20 protein-coding genes, 2 tRNA genes and 4 pseudogenes are annotated in these 22,123 nt (G+C 61.6%); 12 read left to right on the forward strand and 14 right to left on the reverse strand.

From position 1 onward, the window contains the following. The first annotated feature begins 7 nt into the window (after nt 1-7). Both rpoH and mtgA read left to right on the forward strand, forming a co-directional pair. A pseudogene (rpoH, locus tag BF95_RS11140) lies at nt 8-921 on the forward strand (RNA polymerase sigma factor RpoH). 100 nt (nt 922-1,021) lie between these two features. Further along, entirely contained in the window at nt 1,022-1,720 is a 699-nt protein-coding gene (gene mtgA / locus BF95_RS11145) for a monofunctional biosynthetic peptidoglycan transglycosylase (RefSeq protein ID WP_043151465.1), read from the forward strand. Nucleotides 1,721-1,918: 198 nt separating this feature from the next. On the opposite strand, the gene BF95_RS11150 is transcribed toward mtgA, so the two are convergent. The 6 genes and pseudogenes from BF95_RS11150 to BF95_RS11175 form a co-directional block, all read right to left on the reverse strand. Next, nucleotides 1,919-4,432 (reverse strand): TonB-dependent receptor, encoded by a 2,514-nt coding sequence (locus BF95_RS11150; protein WP_043151466.1) that lies wholly within the window; start codon nt 4,430-4,432, stop codon nt 1,919-1,921. Nucleotides 4,433-4,797: 365 nt separating this feature from the next. Further along, nucleotides 4,798-6,066 carry an ATP-dependent Clp protease ATP-binding subunit ClpX gene (gene clpX / locus BF95_RS11155; protein ID WP_043151467.1) on the reverse strand — a complete coding sequence of 423 codons (1,269 nt, stop codon included), beginning with the start codon at nt 6,064-6,066 and terminating at the stop codon, nt 4,798-4,800. Between the two features lie 138 nt (nt 6,067-6,204). Next, nucleotides 6,205-6,840, reverse strand: coding sequence for an ATP-dependent Clp protease proteolytic subunit (locus BF95_RS11160; RefSeq protein ID WP_043151468.1), 636 nt, complete (start codon nt 6,838-6,840; stop codon nt 6,205-6,207). A gap of 89 nt (nt 6,841-6,929) precedes the next feature. Beyond that, on the reverse strand, nt 6,930-7,919 hold the full coding sequence (locus BF95_RS11165) for a glycosyltransferase family 2 protein (protein WP_043151469.1): 990 nt from the start codon (nt 7,917-7,919) through the stop codon (nt 6,930-6,932). Between the two features lie 140 nt (nt 7,920-8,059). Then, nucleotides 8,060-9,675, reverse strand: a pseudogene (gene tig, locus BF95_RS11170) (trigger factor). A gap of 68 nt (nt 9,676-9,743) precedes the next feature. Continuing rightward, nucleotides 9,744-9,828 (reverse strand) — tRNA-Leu (locus BF95_RS11175). A gap of 130 nt (nt 9,829-9,958) precedes the next feature. On the opposite strand from BF95_RS11175, the gene BF95_RS11180 reads away from it, so the two are divergent. The 3 genes from BF95_RS11180 to BF95_RS11190 all read left to right on the forward strand — a co-directional run bounded on the left by BF95_RS11180 (nt 9,959) and on the right by BF95_RS11190 (nt 11,884). Beyond that, entirely contained in the window at nt 9,959-10,150 is a 192-nt protein-coding gene (locus BF95_RS11180) for a hypothetical protein (protein ID WP_043151471.1), read from the forward strand. A gap of 182 nt (nt 10,151-10,332) precedes the next feature. Further along, the gene (locus BF95_RS11185) at nt 10,333-10,932 is read left to right on the forward strand and encodes an RNA polymerase sigma factor (RefSeq protein ID WP_043151472.1); all 600 of its coding nucleotides are present in this window, start codon (nt 10,333-10,335) and stop codon (nt 10,930-10,932) included. Then, nucleotides 10,856-11,884, forward strand: a complete 1,029-nt coding sequence (locus BF95_RS11190) for a FecR family protein (protein WP_043151473.1) — start codon at nt 10,856-10,858, stop codon at nt 11,882-11,884. The genes BF95_RS11185 and BF95_RS11190 overlap by 77 nt, the downstream gene beginning before the upstream one ends. Before the next feature lie 11 nt (nt 11,885-11,895). Here the strand turns inward: BF95_RS11190 and BF95_RS11195 are convergent, their stop codons facing one another. The 4 genes and pseudogenes from BF95_RS11195 to BF95_RS11210 all read right to left on the reverse strand — a co-directional run bounded on the left by BF95_RS11195 (nt 11,896) and on the right by BF95_RS11210 (nt 14,143). Beyond that, complete coding sequence (locus BF95_RS11195; protein ID WP_043151474.1) at nt 11,896-12,597, reverse strand: NAD-dependent deacylase; 702 nt, start codon at nt 12,595-12,597, stop codon at nt 11,896-11,898. A 434-nt stretch (nt 12,598-13,031) separates the two neighbouring features. Continuing rightward, a pseudogene (locus tag BF95_RS29075) lies at nt 13,032-13,148 on the reverse strand (NAD-dependent protein deacylase); the annotation flags it as partial. A 64-nt stretch (nt 13,149-13,212) separates the two neighbouring features. Next, nucleotides 13,213-13,866, reverse strand: a complete 654-nt coding sequence (locus BF95_RS11205) for an MOSC domain-containing protein (RefSeq protein ID WP_043151476.1) — start codon at nt 13,864-13,866, stop codon at nt 13,213-13,215. Between the two features lie 58 nt (nt 13,867-13,924). Next, on the reverse strand, nt 13,925-14,143 hold the full coding sequence (locus BF95_RS11210; RefSeq protein WP_037473443.1) for a DUF2945 domain-containing protein: 219 nt from the start codon (nt 14,141-14,143) through the stop codon (nt 13,925-13,927). 126 nt (nt 14,144-14,269) lie between these two features. On the opposite strand from BF95_RS11210, the pseudogene BF95_RS11215 reads away from it, so the two are divergent. The 4 genes and pseudogenes from BF95_RS11215 to BF95_RS11230 all read left to right on the forward strand — a co-directional run bounded on the left by BF95_RS11215 (nt 14,270) and on the right by BF95_RS11230 (nt 17,737). Beyond that, a pseudogene (locus BF95_RS11215) lies at nt 14,270-15,447 on the forward strand (glycosyltransferase family 4 protein). 27 nt (nt 15,448-15,474) lie between these two features. Beyond that, a complete protein-coding gene (locus BF95_RS11220; protein WP_043151479.1) occupies nt 15,475-16,779 on the forward strand; it encodes a replication-associated recombination protein A in 1,305 nt (434 codons plus the stop codon). After that, nucleotides 16,776-17,633 (forward strand): hypothetical protein, encoded by an 858-nt coding sequence (locus BF95_RS11225; protein WP_043151480.1) that lies wholly within the window; start codon nt 16,776-16,778, stop codon nt 17,631-17,633. Before BF95_RS11220 ends, BF95_RS11225 begins: the two co-directional genes overlap by 4 nt. A 29-nt stretch (nt 17,634-17,662) precedes the next feature. Further along, a tRNA-Thr gene (locus BF95_RS11230) sits at nt 17,663-17,737 on the forward strand. A 489-nt stretch (nt 17,738-18,226) separates the two neighbouring features. Here BF95_RS11230 and BF95_RS11235 read toward each other — a convergent pair. Continuing rightward, entirely contained in the window at nt 18,227-18,661 is a 435-nt protein-coding gene (locus tag BF95_RS11235; RefSeq protein WP_043151513.1) for a cupin domain-containing protein, read from the reverse strand. Nucleotides 18,662-18,788: 127 nt separating this feature from the next. Here BF95_RS11235 and BF95_RS11240 point away from each other — a divergent pair, with 127 nt between their 5' ends. After that, entirely contained in the window at nt 18,789-19,091 is a 303-nt protein-coding gene (locus BF95_RS11240) for a glycine zipper 2TM domain-containing protein (RefSeq protein WP_043151514.1), read from the forward strand. Between the two features lie 58 nt (nt 19,092-19,149). Here the strand turns inward: BF95_RS11240 and BF95_RS11245 are convergent, their stop codons facing one another. After that, nucleotides 19,150-19,431 (reverse strand): hypothetical protein, encoded by a 282-nt coding sequence (locus BF95_RS11245; protein WP_043151482.1) that lies wholly within the window; start codon nt 19,429-19,431, stop codon nt 19,150-19,152. A gap of 152 nt (nt 19,432-19,583) precedes the next feature. Continuing rightward, complete coding sequence (locus BF95_RS11250) at nt 19,584-19,991, reverse strand: EVE domain-containing protein (protein WP_043151515.1); 408 nt, start codon at nt 19,989-19,991, stop codon at nt 19,584-19,586. 104 nt (nt 19,992-20,095) lie between these two features. Here BF95_RS11250 and BF95_RS11255 point away from each other — a divergent pair, with 104 nt between their 5' ends. Next, nucleotides 20,096-21,043, forward strand: coding sequence for an isopenicillin N synthase family dioxygenase (locus BF95_RS11255; RefSeq protein ID WP_043151483.1), 948 nt, complete (start codon nt 20,096-20,098; stop codon nt 21,041-21,043). 13 nt (nt 21,044-21,056) lie between these two features. On the opposite strand, the gene BF95_RS11260 is transcribed toward BF95_RS11255, so the two are convergent. After that, nucleotides 21,057-21,440 (reverse strand): dihydroneopterin aldolase, encoded by a 384-nt coding sequence (locus BF95_RS11260; protein ID WP_043151484.1) that lies wholly within the window; start codon nt 21,438-21,440, stop codon nt 21,057-21,059. A 110-nt stretch (nt 21,441-21,550) separates the two neighbouring features. On the opposite strand from BF95_RS11260, the gene BF95_RS11265 reads away from it, so the two are divergent. Then, a complete protein-coding gene (locus BF95_RS11265; protein WP_200866941.1) occupies nt 21,551-22,087 on the forward strand; it encodes a GNAT family N-acetyltransferase in 537 nt (178 codons plus the stop codon). Nucleotides 22,088-22,123: the final 36 nt, after the last annotated feature.

Below are 22,123 nucleotides of genomic sequence, written 5' to 3' on the forward strand. Positions count from 1 at the left end.
AAGCGACATGGCCAACAAGAGCAATGTCCCCGCGGTTCCGGCGCTGGGCGGTGAAGCCAGCCTCAACCGCTATCTGTCGGAGATTCGCAAATTTCCGCTGCTCACCCCTGAGCAGGAATATATGCTGGCGAAACGCTATGAGGAACATCAGGATCCTGAAGCGGCCGCGCAGTTAGTCACCTCGCATCTGCGACTCGTCGCGAAGATTGCGATGGGGTATCGCGGCTATGGTCTGCCGGTCAGCGAACTGATTTCCGAAGGCAATATCGGCCTGATGCAGGGCGTGAAGAAATTCGAGGCGGAGCGCGGCTTCCGTCTGGCGACCTACGCCATGTGGTGGATTCGCGCATCGATCCAGGAATTCATCCTGCGCAGTTGGTCGCTCGTGAAGATGGGCACTACAGCGTCGCAGAAGAAGCTGTTCTTTAACCTGCGCCGGATGAAGAATAATATCGAAGCGTTTGAGGATGGCGATCTCAAGCCTGAGGACGTCACCAAGATCGCGACTGACCTTGGCGTATCCGAACAGGATGTCGTGTCGATGAACCGTCGCATGGCGATGGGTGGCGACACGTCGCTCAACGTGCCGATGCGCGAGGATGGCGAAGGGCAGTGGCAGGACTGGTTGCAGGATCATGATCCGCTGCAGGACGAACGTGTCGCGACGAGCAGGAGCGGACCCAGCGCCATGAAATGCTCGAAGAGGCGATGACCGACCTCAACGATCGCGAGAAGCATATCCTGGCCGAGCGTCGGCTGGCCGAAGAGCCCAAGACGCTGGAAGAATTGAGCCAGGTGTATGGCGTCAGCCGCGAGCGGGTGCGCCAGATCGAGGTACGGGCGTTCGAGAAGCTGCAAAAGGCGATGATGCGGATTGCGGGTGATCGCCTCGGCCAGATGGCGCGCTTCGCCGCCGCCTGACGGATCGGACTACCGACATTAAGAGGCTCCGGCGTAAAGCCGGGGCCTTTTTTATGCGTGCGGCTTGAGCGGCGCGGCGGGAGTGCGTTACGCTCCTGCCATGACCGCAAAACCCCTCCGCTCCGCCCGCCGCCGTTCGCGCTGGATCATCCTTCCCTTCAAGATCATTCTCGCCTTTGTCGTGCTGTCGCTGCTGATGGTGGTGGTCTATCGGTTCGTGCCGCCGCCGGTGACCATCACGATGCTGCTTGATCCCAACGGCATCACCAAGGACTGGACCGGCCTGGACGAGTTGGACCCGGACATGGCCCGCGCGGCGATCGCCGGGGAAGATGGCAAATTCTGCACCCATCATGGTTTCGATGTCGATGCCATCACCAAGGCCGCGTTGAACAATGCCAGCGGCGGGCGCATCCGGGGCGGATCGACGATCAGTCAGCAGACCGCCAAGAATGTGTTCTTGTGGCAGGGCGGCGGTTTCGTGCGCAAGGGACTGGAGGCCTGGTTCACGGTGCTGATCGAAGCGATCTGGGGCAAGCCGCGGATCATGGAGGTCTATCTCAACGTCGCCGAAACCGGGATCGGCACCTATGGCGCACAGGCAGGCGCGATCCGCTATTTCAACCATGGCGCAGGCCAGTTGACGCGCGCGGAAGCCGCCCGCATCGCCGCCGTCCTCCCCCTCCCCAAAAAGCGGGCCGCCGTCGCTCCGACCGGCTTCACCCGCCGCTATGGCAACACGATCGCGGCGCGGATCGGGGCGGTGCAGCGGGACGGGCTGGATCGTTGTTTGCGGTGAAGCGTCCTCTTAACTTCGCACATTTCCCGCAGATTTCGACATAAAGTTGCGTGCAGCTGATCCTATCGGCAAGTGCGGCCCAACGGGCCATATCCTTTTTATAGGCGGACGTAACCAAGTAGGACAGCGCGATTACAGGCATAGAAAAAGGGGCGCGGATTGCTCCGCGCCCCTTTCCCAATTTCTGATCGTCTGGGCTTAGAAAGCCACAACCATCGACGCACTGATCGCGCGCGGCGAACCATAGTTGACGAAGGAACTGGCTGCAGTGGTCAGACCACCGCTGAACGAACCGATGTAGAATTTGTCGAACAGGTTCGACACGTTCAGCTGGAAGAACGACTTTTCCAGCCCCAGGTTCGCCAAATTATAGCGCAGGTCGAGGTCGACAATGGTGTAACCCGCCACCTTGAACGTGTTGATGTCGTTCAGATAACGCGAACCGGTGCGCTTGATCTGGGCACCGAGATCCACCGGACCCAGCGTACCCTGCACACGACCGCCCCACAGATAGGCCGGGGCGCTACGTTCACGGTTGCCCTTGGTCGCGGCGAAGGTCGTCGGACCGGTCTGAACGTCGGCACCAATTTCAGATTCGATATACGACCCGAACGCATAGAGCAGCAACCCGTCCATCGGACGAACTGAAACATTGGCGTCAACGCCATATTTCTTCACGCCACCCAGGTTGGTGTCGATGCTGCAGTCGCACTCGAAGCTATAGGCCGATGCGATACGGTTCTTATATTTCGCGTACCAACCCGTAACGGCTGCCTGAACGATATTGTTCTGGTAGCGCAGGGCGAGATCGAAGCTGTCCGACGTTTCCGCCACCGGCTTCGACGCGTTGTTGCTGCTCGGCAGATAAACGGAGTTATACAGGGTGTCCGTGCCGGGCACCGAAATATTCGCCGCATAGCTGCCCGCCAAGCTGATTTCCGGCGTGATCTTGAAGATCGCACCGACGTTTGGCAGCAGCTTGTCGTAATTATAGACGCGGTTTTGCGGCGCAGCGAAGGTTGGATTGGCAGCGGCGTAAGCCGCAACATTGCCGCCCGCGATGCAGTTCACATTACCGTTTGGTGCGCTGGTGAAGCAGTTCTGCGTCAGGTCGCGCTTGAAGAAAGGTGCGCGAACGCCAAGGTTGACCGTCAACAGATCATCGAAGAACGTGCCGCGATATTCACCAGCAACCTGATGCAGGATCGCATAAGACTTGCGGTCACGCTTTTGCAGAATGTTGCCAGCTGCATCGGCCAACGGGTCGTTCACAGGGAACACATCAGTCGGCTCGCCGTCGAGCTGGATGAGCGAGCCCTCGCCCGTCTGACGGTGACGCGCGCGATCGAAGCTGTACGACAGACGAACGCGGTTATTATCGTCAAACTCGTAGGAGAGGTTGGCAATGGCGACCCAACGCTTGGTCTGTGTCTGGCTGGGGTTGCCGATCAGAACGCGGTCGGATTCACGAACAGTCGTGCGCGTGCCGTCCGGGTTGGTTACCGTGTAATCCTGGATCACGCCGTCATTGTTCCGGTCGACGCCAAGCGTACCATCACCGTTCAGATCGCGGTTGAAATAAGCGCTACCGTTGAAATAGCCCGACAGCAGATTACCACCCTGAGCGAAGGCGGATTCATAAGCCGAGGTCGTACCACCGCCATTCGCCTTCACATATTGATAGGCGGCATCAGCAGAGAAGATCAAACGATCAGTCAACGTCAGACGCGTGCTAAGACGAGCGTTGCCCGTGTTCGAGGGATTGTAACGACGCTCGAACTGGGTGCCGCAACTGTTCGTCTGATCAGCGATGCCCGGATTGGCGACCGTGTTGATCGTGCAAGGAATACCGCCTGAAACATTATAGAAGCGGGCGCTCTTGTCGCCGCTAAACGCAGCAGCCGACGCTGGCGAGCCACCAAAGTTATTGCGGTTGACGTTGTAATGGCCCGCGAGCGCGATGAAATCGCCGTTGGTACCAATGTCTTGCCAGACCTTGCCGTTATACTGGTTTTTTTCGATCTTGCCGTAGTCCGAGAAGCTTGCCTTGTTGTAAGCGCGCGATGCCGAGAACCAGGCTTTGGTGCCATGGCCGGTAATGTCACCCGTCTGGATCATACCAAACACACGATGGAACGGACGATCGCCCGATCCCTCAGCCACGATGTTACCATAGCTAACGCTGGCCATCGCGCCGAAATCGTCGGTCGGGGTAAGCGAGTTGATGTTGACGGTGCCGCCGACCGCTGCGGCAGTCGGGCTGTCAACGTCGGTAGCGCCGAGGTTGACGTTGATGCTTTCCACCAGTTCGGGGTCGAGCTGTTGGTTGGTATAGATCGCATAGTTGCCCGAATCGTTCAGCGGGATACCGTCGAGGATCTGCGCGATGCGATCAGAGCTGAAGCCACGGATGGTGAAGCTACCGCCTGCCGAACCCCAGGGATCGTTATTGGTGAAGCTGACGCCTGGCACGAGGTTGATGATTTCATTGACCGACTGGCCGGGACGCTGACGCTCAATGATTTCCTGGGTCAGAACGACCTTTGCCTTAGGGGAATCCGGGATGCGGACACCACCGATACCCTGATCGACCTTTGCGCCGGTGACGACGATGGAATCTTCAAAGTCCTGCGAACCGGTCGACTGCGCGAAGGCCGCGCCCGGAATGGCAACGGCGATCATCGCGGCGCTGCCCATTAGAAACTGTTTCATTTGACCCTTTTCCCTTTTTCAAAGGTGGCGCGTGGCGCCTGTGCTGTGCTGTTCTTTCAAGCCGGGACCGCATTTGGCGGTTACTGGCGACGGCCCTGTGATGCTCTGATTGCAAATTTGTTACACCGCAGCATCACGATTGTCACATTCCTCCACCATCCCGCGCCATGGCGCTTTGGGATGTCCGGCCTCTGGGGACAAATCATTGCATTTTAGTGACTTATGGCCAGCTTGGACCGTTAGTTTGGCAGTGGTGTAATTTTGCAACGCAGTGGGAATTTTTGTGCGCTGCACGCACGGACACGAAAAAGGGGCCGACGATTGTGCGTCGGCCCCTTTTGTAAGTCAGAGTGACTCGAACGGCGTCAGGCGGCGTCTTCGGCGCGCTTCTGCTTTTCGCTGAACACCCGCACCGGCTCTTTCTTGCCTGCAACCACTTCCTTGTCGACCACCACTTCGCCGACGCCCTGCATCGAGGGAAGATCGAACATGGTGTCGAGCAGGATGGATTCGAGGATCGAGCGCAGCCCACGCGCACCGGTTTTCCGTTCGATTGCGCGCTTGGCGATCGCGGTCAGCGCGTCGTCGGTAAAGCTGAGGTCAACATTCTCCATGTCGAACAGCTTGCCATATTGCTTGACCAGCGCGTTCTTGGGCTCGACCAGAATCTTGACCAGCGCCGAGACGTCCAGATCTTCGAGCGTCGCGATGACGGGCAAGCGCCCGACAAATTCGGGGATCAGACCGAATTTCAGCAGATCTTCCGGCTCGCTCGACCGCAGCAACTCGCCGGTCTTGCGCTCTTCGGGCGCGGCGACATAGGCGCCGAAGCCGATCGACTTGGCTTCCAGACGGTCGCCAATGATCTTTTCCAGACCCGCGAACGCACCGCCGCAGATGAAGAGGATGTTGGTCGTGTCGACCTGCAGAAACTCCTGCTGCGGATGCTTGCGCCCGCCCTGTGGCGGCACCGACGCGGTCGTGCCCTCCATCAGCTTGAGCAGCGCCTGCTGCACACCCTCGCCCGACACGTCGCGGGTGATCGACGGGTTTTCGGCCTTGCGGCTGATCTTGTCGATTTCGTCGATATAGACGATGCCGCGCTGCGCCTTTTCGACATTATAGTCGGACGCCTGGAGCAGCTTGAGGATGATATTCTCGACATCTTCGCCGACATAGCCCGCTTCGGTCAGCGTCGTCGCATCGGCCATGGTGAAGGGCACGTCGAACGTCTTGGCCAGCGTCTGCGCGAGCAACGTCTTGCCGCAACCGGTGGGACCGACGAGCAGGATGTTGGACTTGGCCAGTTCGACCTCACCCGGCTTGGAGCCGTGATTGAGGCGCTTATAATGGTTGTGGACCGCGACCGACAGGACACGCTTCGCCCGGTTCTGGCCGATCACATAATCGTCCAGCACATCGCAGATTTCCTGCGGGGTCGGCACGCCGCCATCCTTCCGCCCGACCAGACCGCCCTTGGTCTCCTCGCGGATGATGTCGTTGCACAGTTCCACGCATTCGTCGCAGATGAACACGGTCGGCCCCGCGATGAGCTTCCGCACCTCATGCTGCGACTTGCCGCAGAAGGAGCAGTAAAGCGTGCTTTTTGAATCGGAGCCGGTGAGCTTAGTCATTCGCCATTCTTTCTTCCCTGCCGGTTTGACAATCGACCTGACCGCATCAGCGAGGGATATTCTGGTCCAAAGGCCATATTAGACCGCGGCGCGCCCATTCCACAAGGGGAGAAGTGGCGCGCCCCGGCAAGTCAGCCATCAACTATCCGACGCATCGGCCAAAGAGGGCCGCTGGTCGAACACTTCATCGACAAGGCCAAAGGCCTTGGCTTCGTCCGCTTCGAGGAAGGTGTCGCGATCCATCGCCTTTTCGACCTCCGCGAGCGGACGGCCGGTATATTTGGCGTAGAGATCGTTCAAACGACGACGGATACGCAGGATTTCCTTGGCCTGGATCTCGATATCGCTGGCCATGCCCTGCGCGCCGCCGGACGGCTGATGCACCATGATACGCGCGTTGGAGAGCGCGATGCGCTTGCCCGGTTCACCCGCCGCCAACAGGAAGCTGCCCATCGAGGCGGCCTGGCCAATGCAGACGGTGCCAACCTGCGGCCGGATATATTTCATCGTGTCGTGGATCGCCATGCCGGACGTCACCACGCCGCCGGGCGAGTTGATGTACATCCATATGTCCTTCTTCGGATTTTCCGATTCGAGGAACAGCAGCTGGGCGACGATCAGCGAGGCCATATGATCTTCGACCTGGCCGGTCACGAAAATGATCCGTTCGCGCAACAGGCGCGAGAAGATGTCGAAGCTGCGCTCGCCACGGTTCGACTGTTCGATCACGATGGGGACCAGCGCGGCCATGGGGTTGGTCATGATATCGGTCATTATGCTCTTTCAGTCAGCTGCTTTTGCCCGCCCCTACATCGTCACAAACGGTGGCAGGTTCAAGGGGGAACCGGCACGGTGCGATTGGGCTAGTTCCGGGCGGCGTAATCGGATGGCGCGCGGTGGGCGAGATAGGCCAGCCGTCGCACCTCGCGCCGGCCCCGCACGACGGTATCGAGGATCAGGCCGCACATCGCCGAGAGGGTGGCGAGGATCATGAGGCCGGTCACCAGGATCGCGGTCGGGAAGCGCGGCACAAGGCCCGTTTCCATATAGGTGACGATCAAGGGCGCCGCGAGGCCGAGCGCCAGCGCCGCCAGCAAGGCCGCGATGATGCCGAAGAACAGCACCGGCCGTTCGATGCGATAGAGGGTGATGATGGTGCGCAGGATGCGGAAGCCATCGCGATAGGTGCTGAGCTTGCTGACCGATCCTTCGGGGCGCGCGCCATAGGCCGTCACGACTTCCGACACCGGCATGGCGAGTTCGAGCGCATGAACGCTGATCTCGGTTTCGATCTCGAACCCGGCCGACAGCACCGGAAAACTTTTGACGAAGCGCCGCGAGAAGACGCGATAGCCTGACAGGATGTCGGTGAAGCTGCGGCCGAACAATTGCTTGAGCAGACCGGTCAGCGCCCAGTTGCCGAGGCGATGGCCGGGGCGATAGGCCTCTTCTGCTTCGCTCTTGCGGCAGCCCACCACCATGTCGAGATTGTCGGCCAGCATGGCGGCCACCATCGCCGGGGCGGCGGCGGCTTCGTAGGTCGCGTCGCCATCGGCCATGATGTAGATATCGGCATCGACGTCGGCGAACATGCGGCGCACCACATGGCCCTTGCCCTGCTGCGAGACGCGGCGGACGATGGCGCCCGCGTCGGCGGCGAGGTCACGGCTGTCATCGCTGCTATTATTGTCGAAGACGTAGATGACCGCCTGCGGCAGGGCGCGGCGGAAATCGGCCACCGTCTGCACGATCGCACCCGCCTCATTATAACAGGGGAGGATGACCGCGATGCGCGGGGATGCAGCAGCGATATCGCTGGCGAGAGCCAAATCCATGAGCGGAAACTCCTTCATCGTCAGCCTATCCTCTCGTCGTCCGCGCGCTAAGGCATGGGCCTGGCAGGGTTAATATTTCATCTGCCATCCCCGTCCAGACATGAAAAGCGCCCGTGCTTCACAGGGAAGCCGGGCGCTCTTTCAATCTGGCAAAGGCCTTATTCGGCCTTGGCAGCAGCCTTCTTGGCCGGGGCCTTCTTCTTGGGCGCGGCGTCGGCGGCGGGAGCCTCCTCGGTTGCGACCGCGTCCTCGGCGACGTCCTTCTTGGCCGCAGCCTTCTTCGGCGCGGCCTTCTTGGGCGCGGCCTCTTCAGCGGCAGGCGCTTCGTCGGCTACCGGGGCGTCTTCTGCCTCAGCCTTCTTCTTGGGCGCAGCCTTCTTGGCCTTTGGCTTTTCGTCATGGTCATGACCGCAATCGGGACCATGGACATGCGGCTTGAGGTCGCCGTCTTCGGCTTCGATCGCCGCTTCCAGCTCTTCCTTGGTCACGGTGCGTTCGGTGACTTCGGCCTTGTCGAACAGATAATCGACAACCTTGTCCTCATAGAGCGGGGCACGCAGCTGGGCAGCGGCCATCGCGTCCTGACGGACATATTGCACGAAACGCTCGCGGTCCTGCGGACCATATTGCTGCGCGGCCTGCATGATCAGGCGGTTCATTTCCTGATCCGACACGGTCACGCCGTTGGCCTGGCCGATTTCGGAAAGCAGGAGGCCGAGGCGAACGCGACGCACGGCGATGGCGCGATAGTCGTCCTTTTCGGCTTCCATTTCGGCGAGAGCGGCAGCGGGGTCTTCTTCATGGCCCGCTTCATGCTGAAGCTGCGCCCAGATCTGCTCGAATTCGGCTTCGACCATGCTGGGAGGCACATCGAAGTCGTGCGAGGCAGCGAGCTGGTCGAGCAGCTTGCGCTTCATGTGGGTGCGGGTCAGGCCATTATGCTCCTGCTCGATCTGCCCCTTGAGCAGGTCGTTCAGTTGCTCCAGACCTTCAAGGCCGAGCGATTTGGCGAACTCATCGTCGAGCTTGGGCTTGTCGCCATCCAGGATCGACTTGACGGTGACGTCGAAGGTCGCCGCCTTGCCCGCCAGATGTTCCGCGCCATAATCTTCGGGGAAAGTGACCTCGATGGTCTTTTCTTCGCCCTTCTTCACGCCGGTCAGCTGTTCCTCGAAACCCGGAATGAACTGGCCCGCGCCGATCTTGAGGCGGATGTCTGCAGCCGAACCGCCTTCGAAGCTTCGCCATCGACCTTGCCGACGAAATCGATGACCAGCGTGTCGCCGTCCTGCGCGACATGATCGTCGGCATGCTCTTCAAGCGCACCCTGCTGGGTGGCGATACGACCCGCCGATTCCGCGACCTGCTCGTCGCTGACCGCGATGGTCAGGCGCTCCAGCTTCAGGCCATCGACGCTAGGCGTAGCGATTTCGGGCAGCACTTCGAGCGCGACCTTGATTTCCGCGTCCTTGCCGAATTCGAAACCTTCGTCCAGTTCGACCGACGGCTGCATCGCGGGACGCAGCTTGTGGTCGGCAATCAGTTTCTGGATGCTTTCCTGGATGCTGTTGTTGAGCGCGTCGCGCTGCAAAGCCTCGCCATGCATCTTCTTGACCAGGTTGGCAGGCACCTTGCCAGGACGGAAGCCAGGCATCCGCACCTGCGGCGCCATGGTCTTGACTTCCTTTTCCACTCGCGCGTCGATATCCTTCGACGTGATGGTTACGGTATAGGCGCGCTTAAGGCCCTCGTTCAACGTCTCGACAGTCTGCATCTCTTCTCTCAAACGCTTTCTTCAGCTGAATTTCGGTGGCGCCTGCGATGGGCCGGGGCCTGGCGCACTGGTGCGGGCGAAGGGACTCGAACCCCCACATCTTGCGATACCAGAACCTAAATCTGGCGCGTCTACCAGTTTCGCCACGCCCGCATCGGTCGCCGGTCGGCGCGGCATAGAGAAAAGCGGGAGAAGAGGCAAGGGATAGTGGCACAAAGCCGGGAACCGCCTCGTTAGGCCATGCGTAGCCTATGCACCAACCCTTTAACGGAGTGTCGCAATCATGGCTACCCAGCCCGATCCTAACCCCGACGGCCTGCCCCCGCCCGACATCATCGAACCACAGTCCCCCGATGAAACGCCTGCACCCGCGACTCCGGTGGAATTGCCCATCACCGAACCCGATGAAATCGTGCCTGTCGGCCCGGATTACGACCAACCCAGTCGCGCACCGGTAGAATTTCCCCCAGACTGAGTAACGAACAGTGTGGTCAAAACCACATATCCATAACTTTCTTACCAAAACGTGGAACATTTTGGGTCGATCGCGAAAAATATCGTCGCCGCGCCGCTGGACAGCCCCCTGCAAGCATGATTGAACTATGACAAATAAAAGAAATCGGGAGAGGCGCGGCAGACAAAAATAAGGGGGTCGACGTGCATAAGGTTCGTGCCAAATTAGACTGGTTCAAAACCGTGATATTGCCGCAAGAGGCCGCGCTGCGTGGTCGCCTTCGCCGGATTCTTCCGTCTGCGCATGAGCTGGAAGATATGTGCGCGGAAGTCATGGCGCGGGCCTACGCCACCGAAAACTGGGAAAATGTCACGACCGGCCGCGCCTATCTCTTCACGATCGCCCGCAACCTCGTCATCGATACAGCGCGCCGCAACAAGGTGGTCAGTTTCGAGACGATCGCCGATCTGGAATTGCTCGGTGGGGAAAATAATATCGAGGCCCAGTTGCATGCGCGCGAGGCGCTTCGTCAGGTTGAGACGATTGTCGAGTCGCTACCGCCCCAATGTCGCCGCGTCTTCATTCTTCGCCGTATCCATGAAAAATCGATGCTGGAAATAGCGGAGGACATGTCCCTATCCGTCTCTACTGTTGAAAAACATCTAGCCAAAGCAATCGCAATAGTTATGCGGGCCTGGGCAGAACGTGAGGAAACGGATTTCGAGCGTGCAGGCTTCGGGGCCAACTTCAAGCAGCGGTCCCAGGGACGCGATAGAAGCGGAAGCCGCGCGCCTGCTAGCTAAGCTCAATAGTGACCCGACACCGCAGGAAGAAGCCGAAATTTGTGACTGGGTCGAGCGCGACCCGTGCCATGCCGTAGCCTTCGCACGCGCCGAAGCCGCCTGGGACGCCGCCGAGCGCCTCAAAAGCGCCGCCGCCGACGTTACCCTCCCGACGCTGCCGCAGATCGTCAGCGAGGAGCAGCAGCGCCGCCTGTCGCGCAACATCATGATTGCCGCCGCCGTCGCGGTTTTGTTTTTCATCTTTGCCGCCATCGTCACCGTGCGCACGTTCAGCGGCATTGATCGCTATGAAACGCGCCTGGGTGAAATTCGCGACGTGACGCTGGACGACGGATCGATCCTGCACCTCAACAGCGACAGCGAAGCCGAAGTCCGCTTCACCGGCCATGGCCGCAAGGTGCGCATCGTCAAGGGCGAAGCGTCCTTCGAAGTGGCGCCCGACAGCGACCGCCCCTTCGACGTGGAGGTGCGGTCAGCGTTCATCCGGGCGGTCGGCACGGCGTTCAACGTGCGGATGCGCCCGGCGCTGGTCGAACTGACGGTCACCCACGGCACCGTCACGGTGCATTCGGGCGAGGATGCGGAGCAACGGGTCAGCGCGGGCAATGGCGCGGTGATCCAGCCGCGCACGATCGCACTCACCCGGCTGGGCGACAAACTCGTCAGCCAGCGCATCGCCTGGCGCGACCAGATGATGGAGCTGGACGGCGAAACCATCGAACAGGCGACCAGCGAGTTCAACCGCTATCGCAAGGCACCGATCCTGATTGGCGACACCCGCGTTTCGGCGCTGCGCATCGGCGGCCGCTTTCGGGTGACGGACAGTCGCGCGTTTCTGTTCGCCCTGGAACGCAAGCTGCCGGTCCGTACCGTACAGGGCGAGGATGGATCGGTGATGCTGCTATATCGCGACGAGGAACCGGATCCGTCCGAGGCCGGTGCGGCCTCCTGACGACGGGCTTGCTACCCCAACAGGTCCAACACCAGTTGCGGCACCAATTGGCTGGCCGGGCCAAGCCGACTTTCCTCGAAATAGACGCTACCCGCCGACGGATCGAGATTGAGTTCCAATGTGCGAGCGCCGACATGGCGGGCGGTCTGCACGAACCCGGCGGCGGGATAGACCGCGCCCGACGTGCCGATCGACACGAACAGGTCGGCGCGGCGCAGCGCGTCATCGATGGCATCCATCTGATAGGGCATTTCGCCGAAGAAGACGATGTCGGGGCGCAGACGGGGCTGGCCGCATCCGGTGCATACCGTCCCCGGCGGCAAGGCATCGGTCCACGGCACCGCCTTGCCGCAGGCGGCACAGAGCGCGGATTGCAGTTCGCCATGCATGTGGATCAGGCGTTTCGCACCGGCCCGCTCGTGCAGGTCATCGACATTCTGCGTTACGATCAGCAATTCGCCGGGCCAGGCGGCATCCAGCGCGGCCAGCGCTTCATGCGCCGGATTGGGCGAAACGGTTGCCAGCTTCGCCCGGCGTTCGTCATAGAAGCGATGCACCAAGGCGGGATTGCGCGCCAGTGCCTCAGGGGTGCAAACGTCTTCGACGCGGTGCCCTTCCCAGAGGCCATCTGGCCCGCGAAAGGTGGCAAGACCGCTTTCGGCGGAGATGCCCGCGCCGGTGAGGATGACGATGTTCTGGATGTCGGGATTCATGGCATGACTATAACCGAAATTGCTTTGACGAGAATGGGTGGGAGGCGGAATTTCGGTAGCTGCGCATACGCCTGCAAAAGCGGGCACATATCCTAGCCGTCATGCCAGCGCAGGCTGGCATCCCTGGCGGAGGTGTGGAGCCTTTAGGCTTGGCACGTGTCGCAACGCCATCACGCCATCTCCTGAGACCCCAGCTTTCGCTGGGGTGACGGTAAGGGTAAGAGTGGAAGGTCGGCTTTCTCCTCCCCTCCCGCTTGCGGGAGGGGGCAGCGAGACTTAATGACCCCGGCCTTGAGCCGGGGGAATTTAGTCGCAGCGGGGTGGGTGAGCGCACCGTTGCGCAAGCCCACCCCTAACCCCCTCCCGCCAGCGGGCGGGGGAATGATGTCCGCAAGTGGTCGCTTGCATAAATCATCACAATGAGACTGCCCATGATCTTCGACGTGATGCCCTTCCAAGGGGCCATCTGGCCCCCGAAACATCGCGAGGCCACTTTCGGCGGAAATGCCTGCGACGGTCAGGATGGCAATGGACGATATGTCGTCGATCATGACGCGGCTTTAGCCTGCCGGGGTGTTGCGAGAAACCGTCTATCATAAGCCAACGGCGGACGGATCACGCCGCCAGGTGTCGCGCGCGGTCCCGCCATGCTTCCGCCAGGACCGGCATTTCGGCCAGTTGCGCCACCGCGTCGCGGTTCGCTTTGTGTCCGCCGCCGATCAGCAGGTGAAACACCCTTGCGATGGGCCAGTCCGGCAAGGGGCGGTCGAGCAAGGCCATCCGCTCGCCTGCTTGCGCCTCGCCCTCGCGGATCATGCGGAAATAGAGGCCGCATCGGCCAGTTTTGACGATGGTGGCCGTGACATCGCGCGCGCCGAAGCGATGGTCGAGCTTCCAGCAGGGCTGGCGGCCATGGCTGACTTCGACGATCGCGCTGCCCAGGGCGAAGCGGTCGCCCAGGCAGATCGTCTCTTCGGTCATGCCCCGCGCGGCGATATTCTCGCCAAAAGCACCGGGCGCGTCGAGCAGCGGATGGTCGGGCTTGCGGTCGCGCCACCAGGCATAATGGTCCTGCGGATAGAGATGGATCGCTTTGTCCCAGCCGCCATGATGGATGGGATCGGCGACCTGATCGCCCTCCAGGCCGCCCCAGCCGATCCGCACCGGGCCGGTCACGGGGCTCTTGGCGATGGCGCTATAATCGGGGCCGCGAAAGGGGGCCGGTTTGCCGACCAGCAGCGCGTCGATCGTCATGAAGGGCGTATCCATGCCACCATGTTGCCATGGTCGCGCCGCGCTGGCGAGGGCCGATCGGCGGCAGGTGGCGTCAGGCCGGGCTGATTTCCGAGCGCAGCTTGAGGACTTCGCCGCCATTATCGGAATGGATCAGGAAGGCGGGATCGTTGGGCGAGCCATTGCGACGGATCAGCGATCCTTCGATCGTGCGTTCGACATGACGGTCGAACCGCTCGGTGATGTGACCCCGGCCGACGCCCTGCCCCCAGTTCCACTTGACCCGCTTTCCCTTGCGAAATGTCTCGGTCATCGGGGCATCCTCTCTTTGTCGGGCGCATGCTGCGTCAGCCGGTTTACATGACAAGCGAAGGTCAAAATTCCCAAAGGCTTAACCGGTTCCCTTGGGTTTTACATTCTGTTGGGCTAAGGGGCGGCGATGGACGCATCTGGCCTTCGCGTTGCCCTGTTCAGCGGCAACTATAATTATGTGCGCGATGGTGCGAACCAGGCGCTCAACCGCTTTGTCGGCTATTTGCTGCGGCAGGGGGCGGCGGTGCGCGTCTATGCACCAACCACCAACACGCCAGCGTTCGCGCCTGCGGGTGACCTGATCAGCACGCCCTCCTTCCCGGTGCCGGGGCGTAAGGAATATCGTGTTCCCTATCGCATGTCGGCACAGGTTCGCCGCGATCTCAAGGCGTTCCAGCCCAATCTTATCCACCTGTCCAGCCCCGACCCGTTGAATCATCGGGCGCTCAGCTGGGCGCGGGACCATGGCCTGCCGGCGGTGGCGTCTGTTCATACCCGGTTCGAGACCTATCCGCGCTATTATGGCCTCGCCTTTCTGGAGCCGCTGATCGAATCGATGCTGCGGCGTTTCTATCGTCGCTGCGATGCCATCGTCGCGCCGTCCGATTCGATGGCGCAGCTGCTGCGCGAACAGCGGATGAGCTATGATGTCGGCATCTGGACGCGGGGCATCGATCGCGACATCTTCAACCCCGGCCGCCGCAGCCTGGAATGGCGGCAGTCGCTGGGCATGGCCGATGACGCTCCGGTGATCGGCTTTATCGGTCGGCTTGTGATGGAAAAGGGGCTGGACGTCTTTTCGACACGATCGACCAGTTGGCGGCGCGGCAGGTGCGGCATCAGGTTCTGATCGTGGGCGAAGGCCCGGCGCGCGAGTGGTTTCAGAACCGGTTGCCGGGTGCTGTATTTACCGGCTTTCAGGGCGGGCCGGATCTGGGGCGGGCGGTCGCCAGCATGGATATGTTGTTCAATCCGTCGGTCACCGAAACCTTCGGCAATGTGACGCTGGAGGCGATGGCCTGCGGCCTACCCACGGTCGCCGCGCGGGCGACCGGCAGCGAAAGCCTGGTGACCGAGGGCGTCACCGGGCGGCTGATCCGCCCCGGCGCGATCGGCGACTTTGCCGATGCGTTGCAATCTTATTGCGATGACAGCGCCGCGCGAACGCGCGCGGGTGAGGCGGCCCGGATACGCGCCGAGCGCAATGGCTGGGACCAGGTGAACCAGGCGCTGGTCGATACCTATCTGCGCGTGATCCGCCAGCGGGCGCAGGGCATGGTGCCGCGATCCAGCCCCGTTCCCTGAGCGCCCTACCCTCCCTATATAGACCGCATGGCTGATCTGTTCGCTTCCGACGATACTGCGCGCGATAGTGCGCCCCTGGCCGACCAGTTGCGGCCCCGCACCCTGGCAGACGTGGTCGGGCAGGAACATCTGACCGGAGCGGAGGGCGCGATCGGACGGATGGTGACGGCGGGGCGGCTGTCCTCGATCATCCTGTGGGGACCGCCCGGCACGGGTAAGACCACGATCGCGCGGCTGCTGGCCGATGCCGTGGCGATGCGGTTCGAGCCGATTTCGGCGGTATTTTCAGGTGTTGCAGACCTGAAGAAGGTCTTTGCGGCGGCCAGGGATCATGCGCGGCAAAACGCAAAGACGCTGCTGTTCGTGGACGAGATCCACCGGTTCAACCGCGCGCAGCAGGATAGTTTCCTGCCCTTCGTCGAGGATGGCACCGTGACGCTGGTCGGTGCGACGACGGAAAATCCGAGCTTCGAACTGAACGCGGCTTTGCTTTCGCGCGCGCAGGTGCTGATCCTGCGACGGCTGGACGCGGCGGCGCTCGAACAATTGCTTGATCGGGCGGAGGCGTTGACGCAGCGGTCCCTGCCCCTGACTGCCGCCGCGCGTGACGCGCTGCTCGCCAGCGCCGATGGCGACGGGCGCTTCCTGCTCAACCAGGTCGAGACGCTCTATTCCATCGACCTGTCCGAACCGCTCGATCCGGCAGGGCTGTCCGCCCTGCTCCACCGCCGCGTCGCGGTGTATGACAAGGATCGGGAGGGGCATTACAACCTGATTTCGGCGCTGCATAAATCGCTGCGCGGGTCGGACCCGCAGGCCGCGCTCTATTATATGGCGCGGATGCTGACAGCGGGCGAACAGCCGCTTTATGTGCTGCGCCGCCTGGTGCGCTTCGCGACCGAGGATATCGGCCTCGCCGACCCGCAGGCGGTGGTCCAATGCCTCGCTGCCAAGGATGCCTATGAATTTCTGGGCAGCCCCGAAGGCGAATTGGCGATCGTGCAGGCCTGTCTCTATTGCGCCACCGCGCCCAAATCCAATGCCACCTATGCGGCGATGAAGGCGTCGTTCAAATCGGCGCGCGATACCGGATCCCTGATGCCACCGATGAACATCGTCAACGCCCCTACGAAGCTGATGAAACAGGTCGGCTATGGCAAGGGCTATCAATATGATCATGACGCGGACGAAGGCTTTTCCGGTGCCAATTATTGGCCGGAGGAGATGGCTCCGCAGACCTTCTACGCGCCGACCGATCGCGGTTTCGAAGCACGAATTGCCGAGCGGATCGCGCACTGGAACCGGTTGCGGGCGCAGCGGCAGGAGGCATGACGCCGCGCTTCGATCGCTTCGTTGCCATCGACTGGTCGGGGGCAAAGGGTTCGCGGCACAAGGGCATTGCGGTGGCGGCTTGTGATGCGGGCGATGCCGCGCCGTGCCTGGTCGCACCGGTCGAGCGCTTGTGGTCACGCACGGCGGTCGCCGACTGGCTCATCGCGACTTGCGCGCGCGCCCCGACCTTGTTCGGCTTCGATTTCAGCTTCGCCCCGCCTTTTGTCGCACGCGGGGGCTATCTGCCCGGTGACATGGTGCCGCAGGATGCGCCCTCCTTCTGGGCCTATGTCGAGTCGGTCTGTGACGACGTCGACCTGGGCGCGGCCAGCCTGTTGGAGGTCGCCCATCGCCGCCATTTCTATTTCGGCAAGGCGGACGGGACGAAGGCGGATTATATGCACAACCGCGCCTGCGAAGCCCATTATAATGCGGGCGGCGGCGGCAAACCATCCACCGTCTATGATGCGATCGGCGCGGCGCAGGTTGCCAAGGCCAGCTTTGCGGGCATGCGGCTGTTGCACCACGTCCGTCCGCATGTGCCGGTCTGGCCGTTCGATCCCCTGCCCCCCGCCGGTTCGCTGATCGTTGAAATCTACACCAGCATTGCCGCGCGCGCCGCCGGTCGGCCCAAGGGGCGGAGCAAGATGCGCGACCTGGATGCCATCAACGCGGCGTTGGCGGTGCTGGGGTCGGCACCTTATGCCGAATCGCTCCCCGATGATCATGGCGCGGATGCAATCGTTACCGCCGCATGGATGCGACGCGCCGCCGCGCAACCGTCCCTTTGGGCACCCGTTGCGTTAACGACGCAGATTGCCGTAACAGAGGGCTGGACGTTCGGCGTGATCTGATAGTAAGGGCGTGCGGCCCGATAGGGCGCGCCGGATTAGCACAGGGGTAGTGCAGCGGTTTTGTAAACCGAAGGTCGCGGGTTCAAATCCTGCATCCGGCACCATTTTCCGCCCGATCAGACCCAGAACAAAAATGGGGACCGGCATTGCTGCCGATCCCCACGTCCGTCGGGTCAAGCGATCCGCGTCCCTGGCAGGATGCGATCATCGGCCCGGCGTTTGCGATCCGACCGCCTTCCCGAAGAAAGACTGCCGCATCGGGTGCTTCGGGGTGAGCCAAGGGCTGCTTTCCCGTCGCTGGTCGATCCTGTTCCGATGCCCGACGTTCACTTTCGCGCGTACCCGGCAGCGGCCCTGACGACCGACCCGACCTATTGGCTGCACCCTTGCGGGTTTGACCTATCGCCGGATCATCAGTCACACAGGCAAAATACTGATAAATCAGTATTTTCTGAAATGGATCGCGCCATTTCCCTATGTTCCGATAAGGTGATGGTCTCACCCCGTCCGAGTCGTTCCAAGCGAAATCGGACAAAATCATGACAGCGCCGCGCGCAAATCTGTGGATAACTGTGGATAAGTTTTCCGCGCCCCTATTGCGGCGGCGCCCAGCCCGGCGGGGCCAGCGTGAAACCGGCGAAATCGAAGGCCGGAGTCACAGTACAGCTGACCAGCGTCCAGCCACCTTGAGGTATCGCCGCCTGCCAGTGATAAGCGGGCACCCGACCCTGAGGCATCTGCCCCGCCATGATGTCCGGGCCAAGGTGGATCGCCTGCGCTGGTTCGCCCTCCGCCGCAACGGACAGCAATATTGGCGCGCCCGCGTGCCAGAACCAAAGCTCGTCCGCATCCACCTTATGCCAGTGGGAGGATTGATGGGCTTCCAGCAGAAACAGGATCGCCGTTCCCGCTGCGCGTTCGCCGGGGCCAGCGGCGGCGCGCCAGGTTTCGCGATACCAGCCGCCTTCGGGGTGGGGCGACAGGTCGAGTGCGGCGATCAGCGCCCATCCATCCCGTTCGTCGTCCATGCGCATCGCCTCACCTCAATTTTTAGTGACTTCAATACAATCGCTTACGTCGTTGTCGGACGTTCATGCAACCTCGATCAATATAGGCGGGTTCAAGCGTCAGATCACGCAAATGGAGGAGAATTTCATGCGTAAAGCAATGCTGGCCCTGGCCGCCGTCTCGCTGGCCATCCCAATGTCGATGGCGATCCCGATCGAAGGCGCTGAAGCGCGCAAAAATCATCGCTACAAGGAATGGCGTGGCCGCGACGGACGCACCTATTGCCGTAAATCCAACGGCACGACCGGCATGATCGTCGGTGGCGTCGGCGGCGCGCTCGCCGGCCGTGCGATCGACACGCGCGGTGACCGAGCCACGGGTACGATCCTGGGTGCCGCAGGCGGCGCGCTGCTGGGCAAGGCCATCGACAGCAAGCGCACCTGCCGCTGATGCAAAAAAGGCGGCGTCCCGTCGGACGCCGCCCTTTTTTATTCGACGGATCGAAAGATCAGTTCGACGCTGCGCCGCGCGCTTCGTCAACCTTGAACGCAACATTCTGGCCGCCCGAAACGCCCGAAACCTTGCCGTTCTTGACCGAAAGGTTGAAAGCGACAGCGTCAGGGAAGCGACGACCGGAAATAACTTTGCCGGTCTTCGTGTCCTTCACTTCATACACATAGGTATAACCTTCGTGCGTGAAGCGCTGCTTACCGGCTTCTTCAGCCTGGGCAGGGGTAGCGATGGCAACAAAAGCGCTCAGGGCGCTGGCGGCAACAAACTTGGACAGCATTCGCATGGGTTTTCTCCTTGTGAATGCCGATCAAACACCTCTGTATATTCTTGTTCTGTTGACGACGCTTCTATGTTGCAGCGCGGCATGACAGCAATCGCAAAAAGCAGCCATGCGGTTGCGCCGAACGCAACCCTCGTGACTGATCCTGCTCAACCCTTTGACATTGCAATGATATGGTCGAACTGCGCTTTCGTGAGCGGCGCCACCGATAGACGCGACTGGCGCAGCATGACCATGTCAGCCAATGCCGGATCGGCTTTCATAGCCTTGAGCGTCACAGGACGATCCAGTTTTTGATGCGGCGCGACATGCACCGCGATCCATTTCCCCGTGTCGTCGGTGCTGTCTGGCGCGGCCTCCTCCACGATCGTCATGATGCCGACCGCTTCCACCCCGATATTGCTATGATAAAAGAAGGCGAGGTCGCCTTCTCGCATGGCCTTCATATGCCCTTGCGCGGCATGGTTGCGCACGCCGTCCCATTCCGCCTTCCCCTTGGCGACCAGATCGTCATAGGAAAAGACATCGGGTTCCGATTTCATCAGCCAATAGTTCATCCTGTCACCTTGCATCAGCGTCGCTGGCCGATCAAGGATGGCAATATGCACGGCCGTTCCGACAGGGTGGGGAGCGCGCCTATGGTATTTTTGGAGATAATCACGTGTCGCAGACGATCGTCGACCATGTTCCGGTCCTGTCCATGGCCGAACTGGACAAAGCCGATTTTGCCCAGGCGTTCGGTCAGTCCTTCCAGCAGTTCGGTTTCGCGATGGTGCGCGACCATGGGATGGACCAGCCGCTGATCGACGCCGGGTGGGCGATGGCGCGGCAGTTTTTCGCCCTGCCAGAAGCGGTCAAGCGTAGCTATGACGCGAAGAATAATGGCGGGCAGCGCGGCTATACCGCGTTCGGCACGGAAATCGCCAAGGGCGCGAGCGAGAATGACCTCAAGGAATTCTGGCATGTCGGCCGTGACCTGCCCGCGGGCGATCCGCTGGCGCAAACCATGCCGCCCAATGTCTGGCCGCAGGACATGCCGGAATTTCAGGCGGTGTTCGCCCCGCTCTATCGGGAGTTCGACCGGGTAGGCGCCGAATTGCTGTCGGCGATCGCGCTTCATCTGGGCCTGCCCGAACGTTGGTTCGACGGCCCGATCGACAAGGGCAATTCGATCCTGCGCCTGCTCCACTACCCCCCCGTATCGCCGCAGGCTCCGGGCATCCGCGCGGGCGCGCATGAGGATATCAACCTCATCACCCTGCTATTGGGCGCGGAGGAAGGCGGGCTGGAGCTGAAGGATCGCAATGGTAACTGGCTGCCCGTGGTGCCGCCGCCCGGCGCGCTGGCGATCAATGTCGGCGACATGCTGCAGCGGCTGACCAACCATCTGCTGCCTTCGACCAGCCATCGCGTGGTCAATCCGCCGCCCGAGCGGCGCGGCCATTCGCGCTATTCGATGCCCTTTTTCCTGCATCTGCGCCCCGATTTCCTGATCGACGCGCTGCCGCAATGCGTGAGCGCCGACAATCCGCGCCGCGATCCACCGATCACCGCGCATGACTATCTGACCGAGCGGTTGATCGAGATCGGGCTGATCAAGAAGGCCTAAAGCCGGGCAGCGGTTATTTCCGCCCGCGTCCGAGCGTGATGCCGATTTCCTCGCCACGCTCGGACAGGGCGAGCTTGACGATCTTCACCTCGACATGGCTGACCATGGCATCCTGCATCAATATGGTGTCGATGATATGGTCGGCCACCGCCTCGATCAGCGTGAAATGCACGCCTTCGGGCAGCGCGGTGGACGCGGCATGTTTGAGGTCCATGTAATTTTTGGACTGACCAAGCGGCGTGTCCGGCGCATAATGATCGGCGATCTTCAACCGCGCGCGGATGGAAATGCGCAACGGCTGGGGGAGATGCGTCTCCTCCGAATAGATGCCGGTCAGCACGTCGACATGGAGATTATTGACCTCCAACGTCAGAAAATCGTCAAATCCAGTCTGCATGGCCCGCCATATGCGGCCCGTTCCTGCTGTCGCGACGGGCCTCTTTAGTCTTTCATTTTGCGACGCGAGCGCTAAAGCCCGCCGCTTCCGGCGCGGTCCATGCGCCATTGATGGCGGATCGGCAAGACGTGTCTCAGATTGTTCCCTTGAATAGTCAGCCTGCCACGGCGATCGAGGCGCTGCTGGACGCCGCCTTTGGGCCGGATCGTCATGGCCGCACCGCCTACCGGATCAGGGATGGCATGCCTTGGCTACCCGCTTTGTCCTTTGCCACGCTGGACGCTGACGGGGCGCTGATCGGATCGCTGCAAAGCTGGCCCGTCGCCCTGACGCAAGCGGATGGTGCGCAAATCCCGCTCATCATGGTTGGCCCGGTCGCGGTCAGCCCGGCGCATCAGAAGGGCGGCCATGGCCGCGCGATGATGGACGCGGTGGTCGATGCCGCCCGCGCGCGGCGCAGCGAGCCGTTGATGATGATCGGCGACCCGGAATATTATGGCCGCTTCTGGGGCTTTGACGCGCAGGGCACCGGCGGCTGGAACGCGCCCGGCCCATTCGAGCCGCACCGCCTGCTGGCTCTGGCGGTCGATGGCCGTCCGGTTGGTGGTATCGGGATGCTCGGGCCCAGAATTGCGGTCGTGGCCTGATTACCCCTTTGCCTTCGGGCAAGGCCGTGCCTATCT

It is taken from the genome of Sphingobium sp. Ant17 (assembly GCF_000588875.1).
In the GTDB taxonomy this organism is placed as follows: Bacteria; Pseudomonadota; Alphaproteobacteria; order Sphingomonadales; family Sphingomonadaceae; genus Sphingobium.

Excerpts from the sequence above, each read along its gene's own strand:
- mtgA (WP_043151465.1), top strand. The coding sequence starts at position 1,022 with ATGACCGCAAAACCCCTCCGCTCCGCCCGCCGCCGTTCGCGCTGGATC.
- BF95_RS11150 (WP_043151466.1), bottom strand. The coding sequence starts at position 4,432 with ATGAAACAGTTTCTAATGGGCAGCGCCGCGATGATCGCCGTTGCCATT.
- clpX (WP_043151467.1), bottom strand. The coding sequence starts at position 6,066 with ATGACTAAGCTCACCGGCTCCGATTCAAAAAGCACGCTTTACTGCTCC.
- BF95_RS11160 (WP_043151468.1), bottom strand. The coding sequence starts at position 6,840 with ATGACCGATATCATGACCAACCCCATGGCCGCGCTGGTCCCCATCGTG.
- BF95_RS11165 (WP_043151469.1), bottom strand. The coding sequence starts at position 7,919 with ATGAAGGAGTTTCCGCTCATGGATTTGGCTCTCGCCAGCGATATCGCT.
- BF95_RS11180 (WP_043151471.1), top strand. The coding sequence starts at position 9,959 with ATGGCTACCCAGCCCGATCCTAACCCCGACGGCCTGCCCCCGCCCGAC.
- BF95_RS11195 (WP_043151474.1), bottom strand. The coding sequence starts at position 12,597 with ATGAATCCCGACATCCAGAACATCGTCATCCTCACCGGCGCGGGCATC.
- BF95_RS11205 (WP_043151476.1), bottom strand. The coding sequence starts at position 13,866 with ATGGATACGCCCTTCATGACGATCGACGCGCTGCTGGTCGGCAAACCG.
- BF95_RS11210 (WP_037473443.1), bottom strand. The coding sequence starts at position 14,143 with ATGACCGAGACATTTCGCAAGGGAAAGCGGGTCAAGTGGAACTGGGGG.
- BF95_RS11220 (WP_043151479.1), top strand. The coding sequence starts at position 15,475 with ATGGCTGATCTGTTCGCTTCCGACGATACTGCGCGCGATAGTGCGCCC.
- BF95_RS11225 (WP_043151480.1), top strand. The coding sequence starts at position 16,776 with ATGACGCCGCGCTTCGATCGCTTCGTTGCCATCGACTGGTCGGGGGCA.
- BF95_RS11235 (WP_043151513.1), bottom strand. The coding sequence starts at position 18,661 with ATGGACGACGAACGGGATGGATGGGCGCTGATCGCCGCACTCGACCTG.
- BF95_RS11240 (WP_043151514.1), top strand. The coding sequence starts at position 18,789 with ATGCGTAAAGCAATGCTGGCCCTGGCCGCCGTCTCGCTGGCCATCCCA.
- BF95_RS11245 (WP_043151482.1), bottom strand. The coding sequence starts at position 19,431 with ATGCTGTCCAAGTTTGTTGCCGCCAGCGCCCTGAGCGCTTTTGTTGCC.
- BF95_RS11250 (WP_043151515.1), bottom strand. The coding sequence starts at position 19,991 with ATGAACTATTGGCTGATGAAATCGGAACCCGATGTCTTTTCCTATGAC.
- BF95_RS11260 (WP_043151484.1), bottom strand. The coding sequence starts at position 21,440 with ATGCAGACTGGATTTGACGATTTTCTGACGTTGGAGGTCAATAATCTC.
- BF95_RS11265 (WP_200866941.1), top strand. The coding sequence starts at position 21,551 with ATGGCGGATCGGCAAGACGTGTCTCAGATTGTTCCCTTGAATAGTCAG.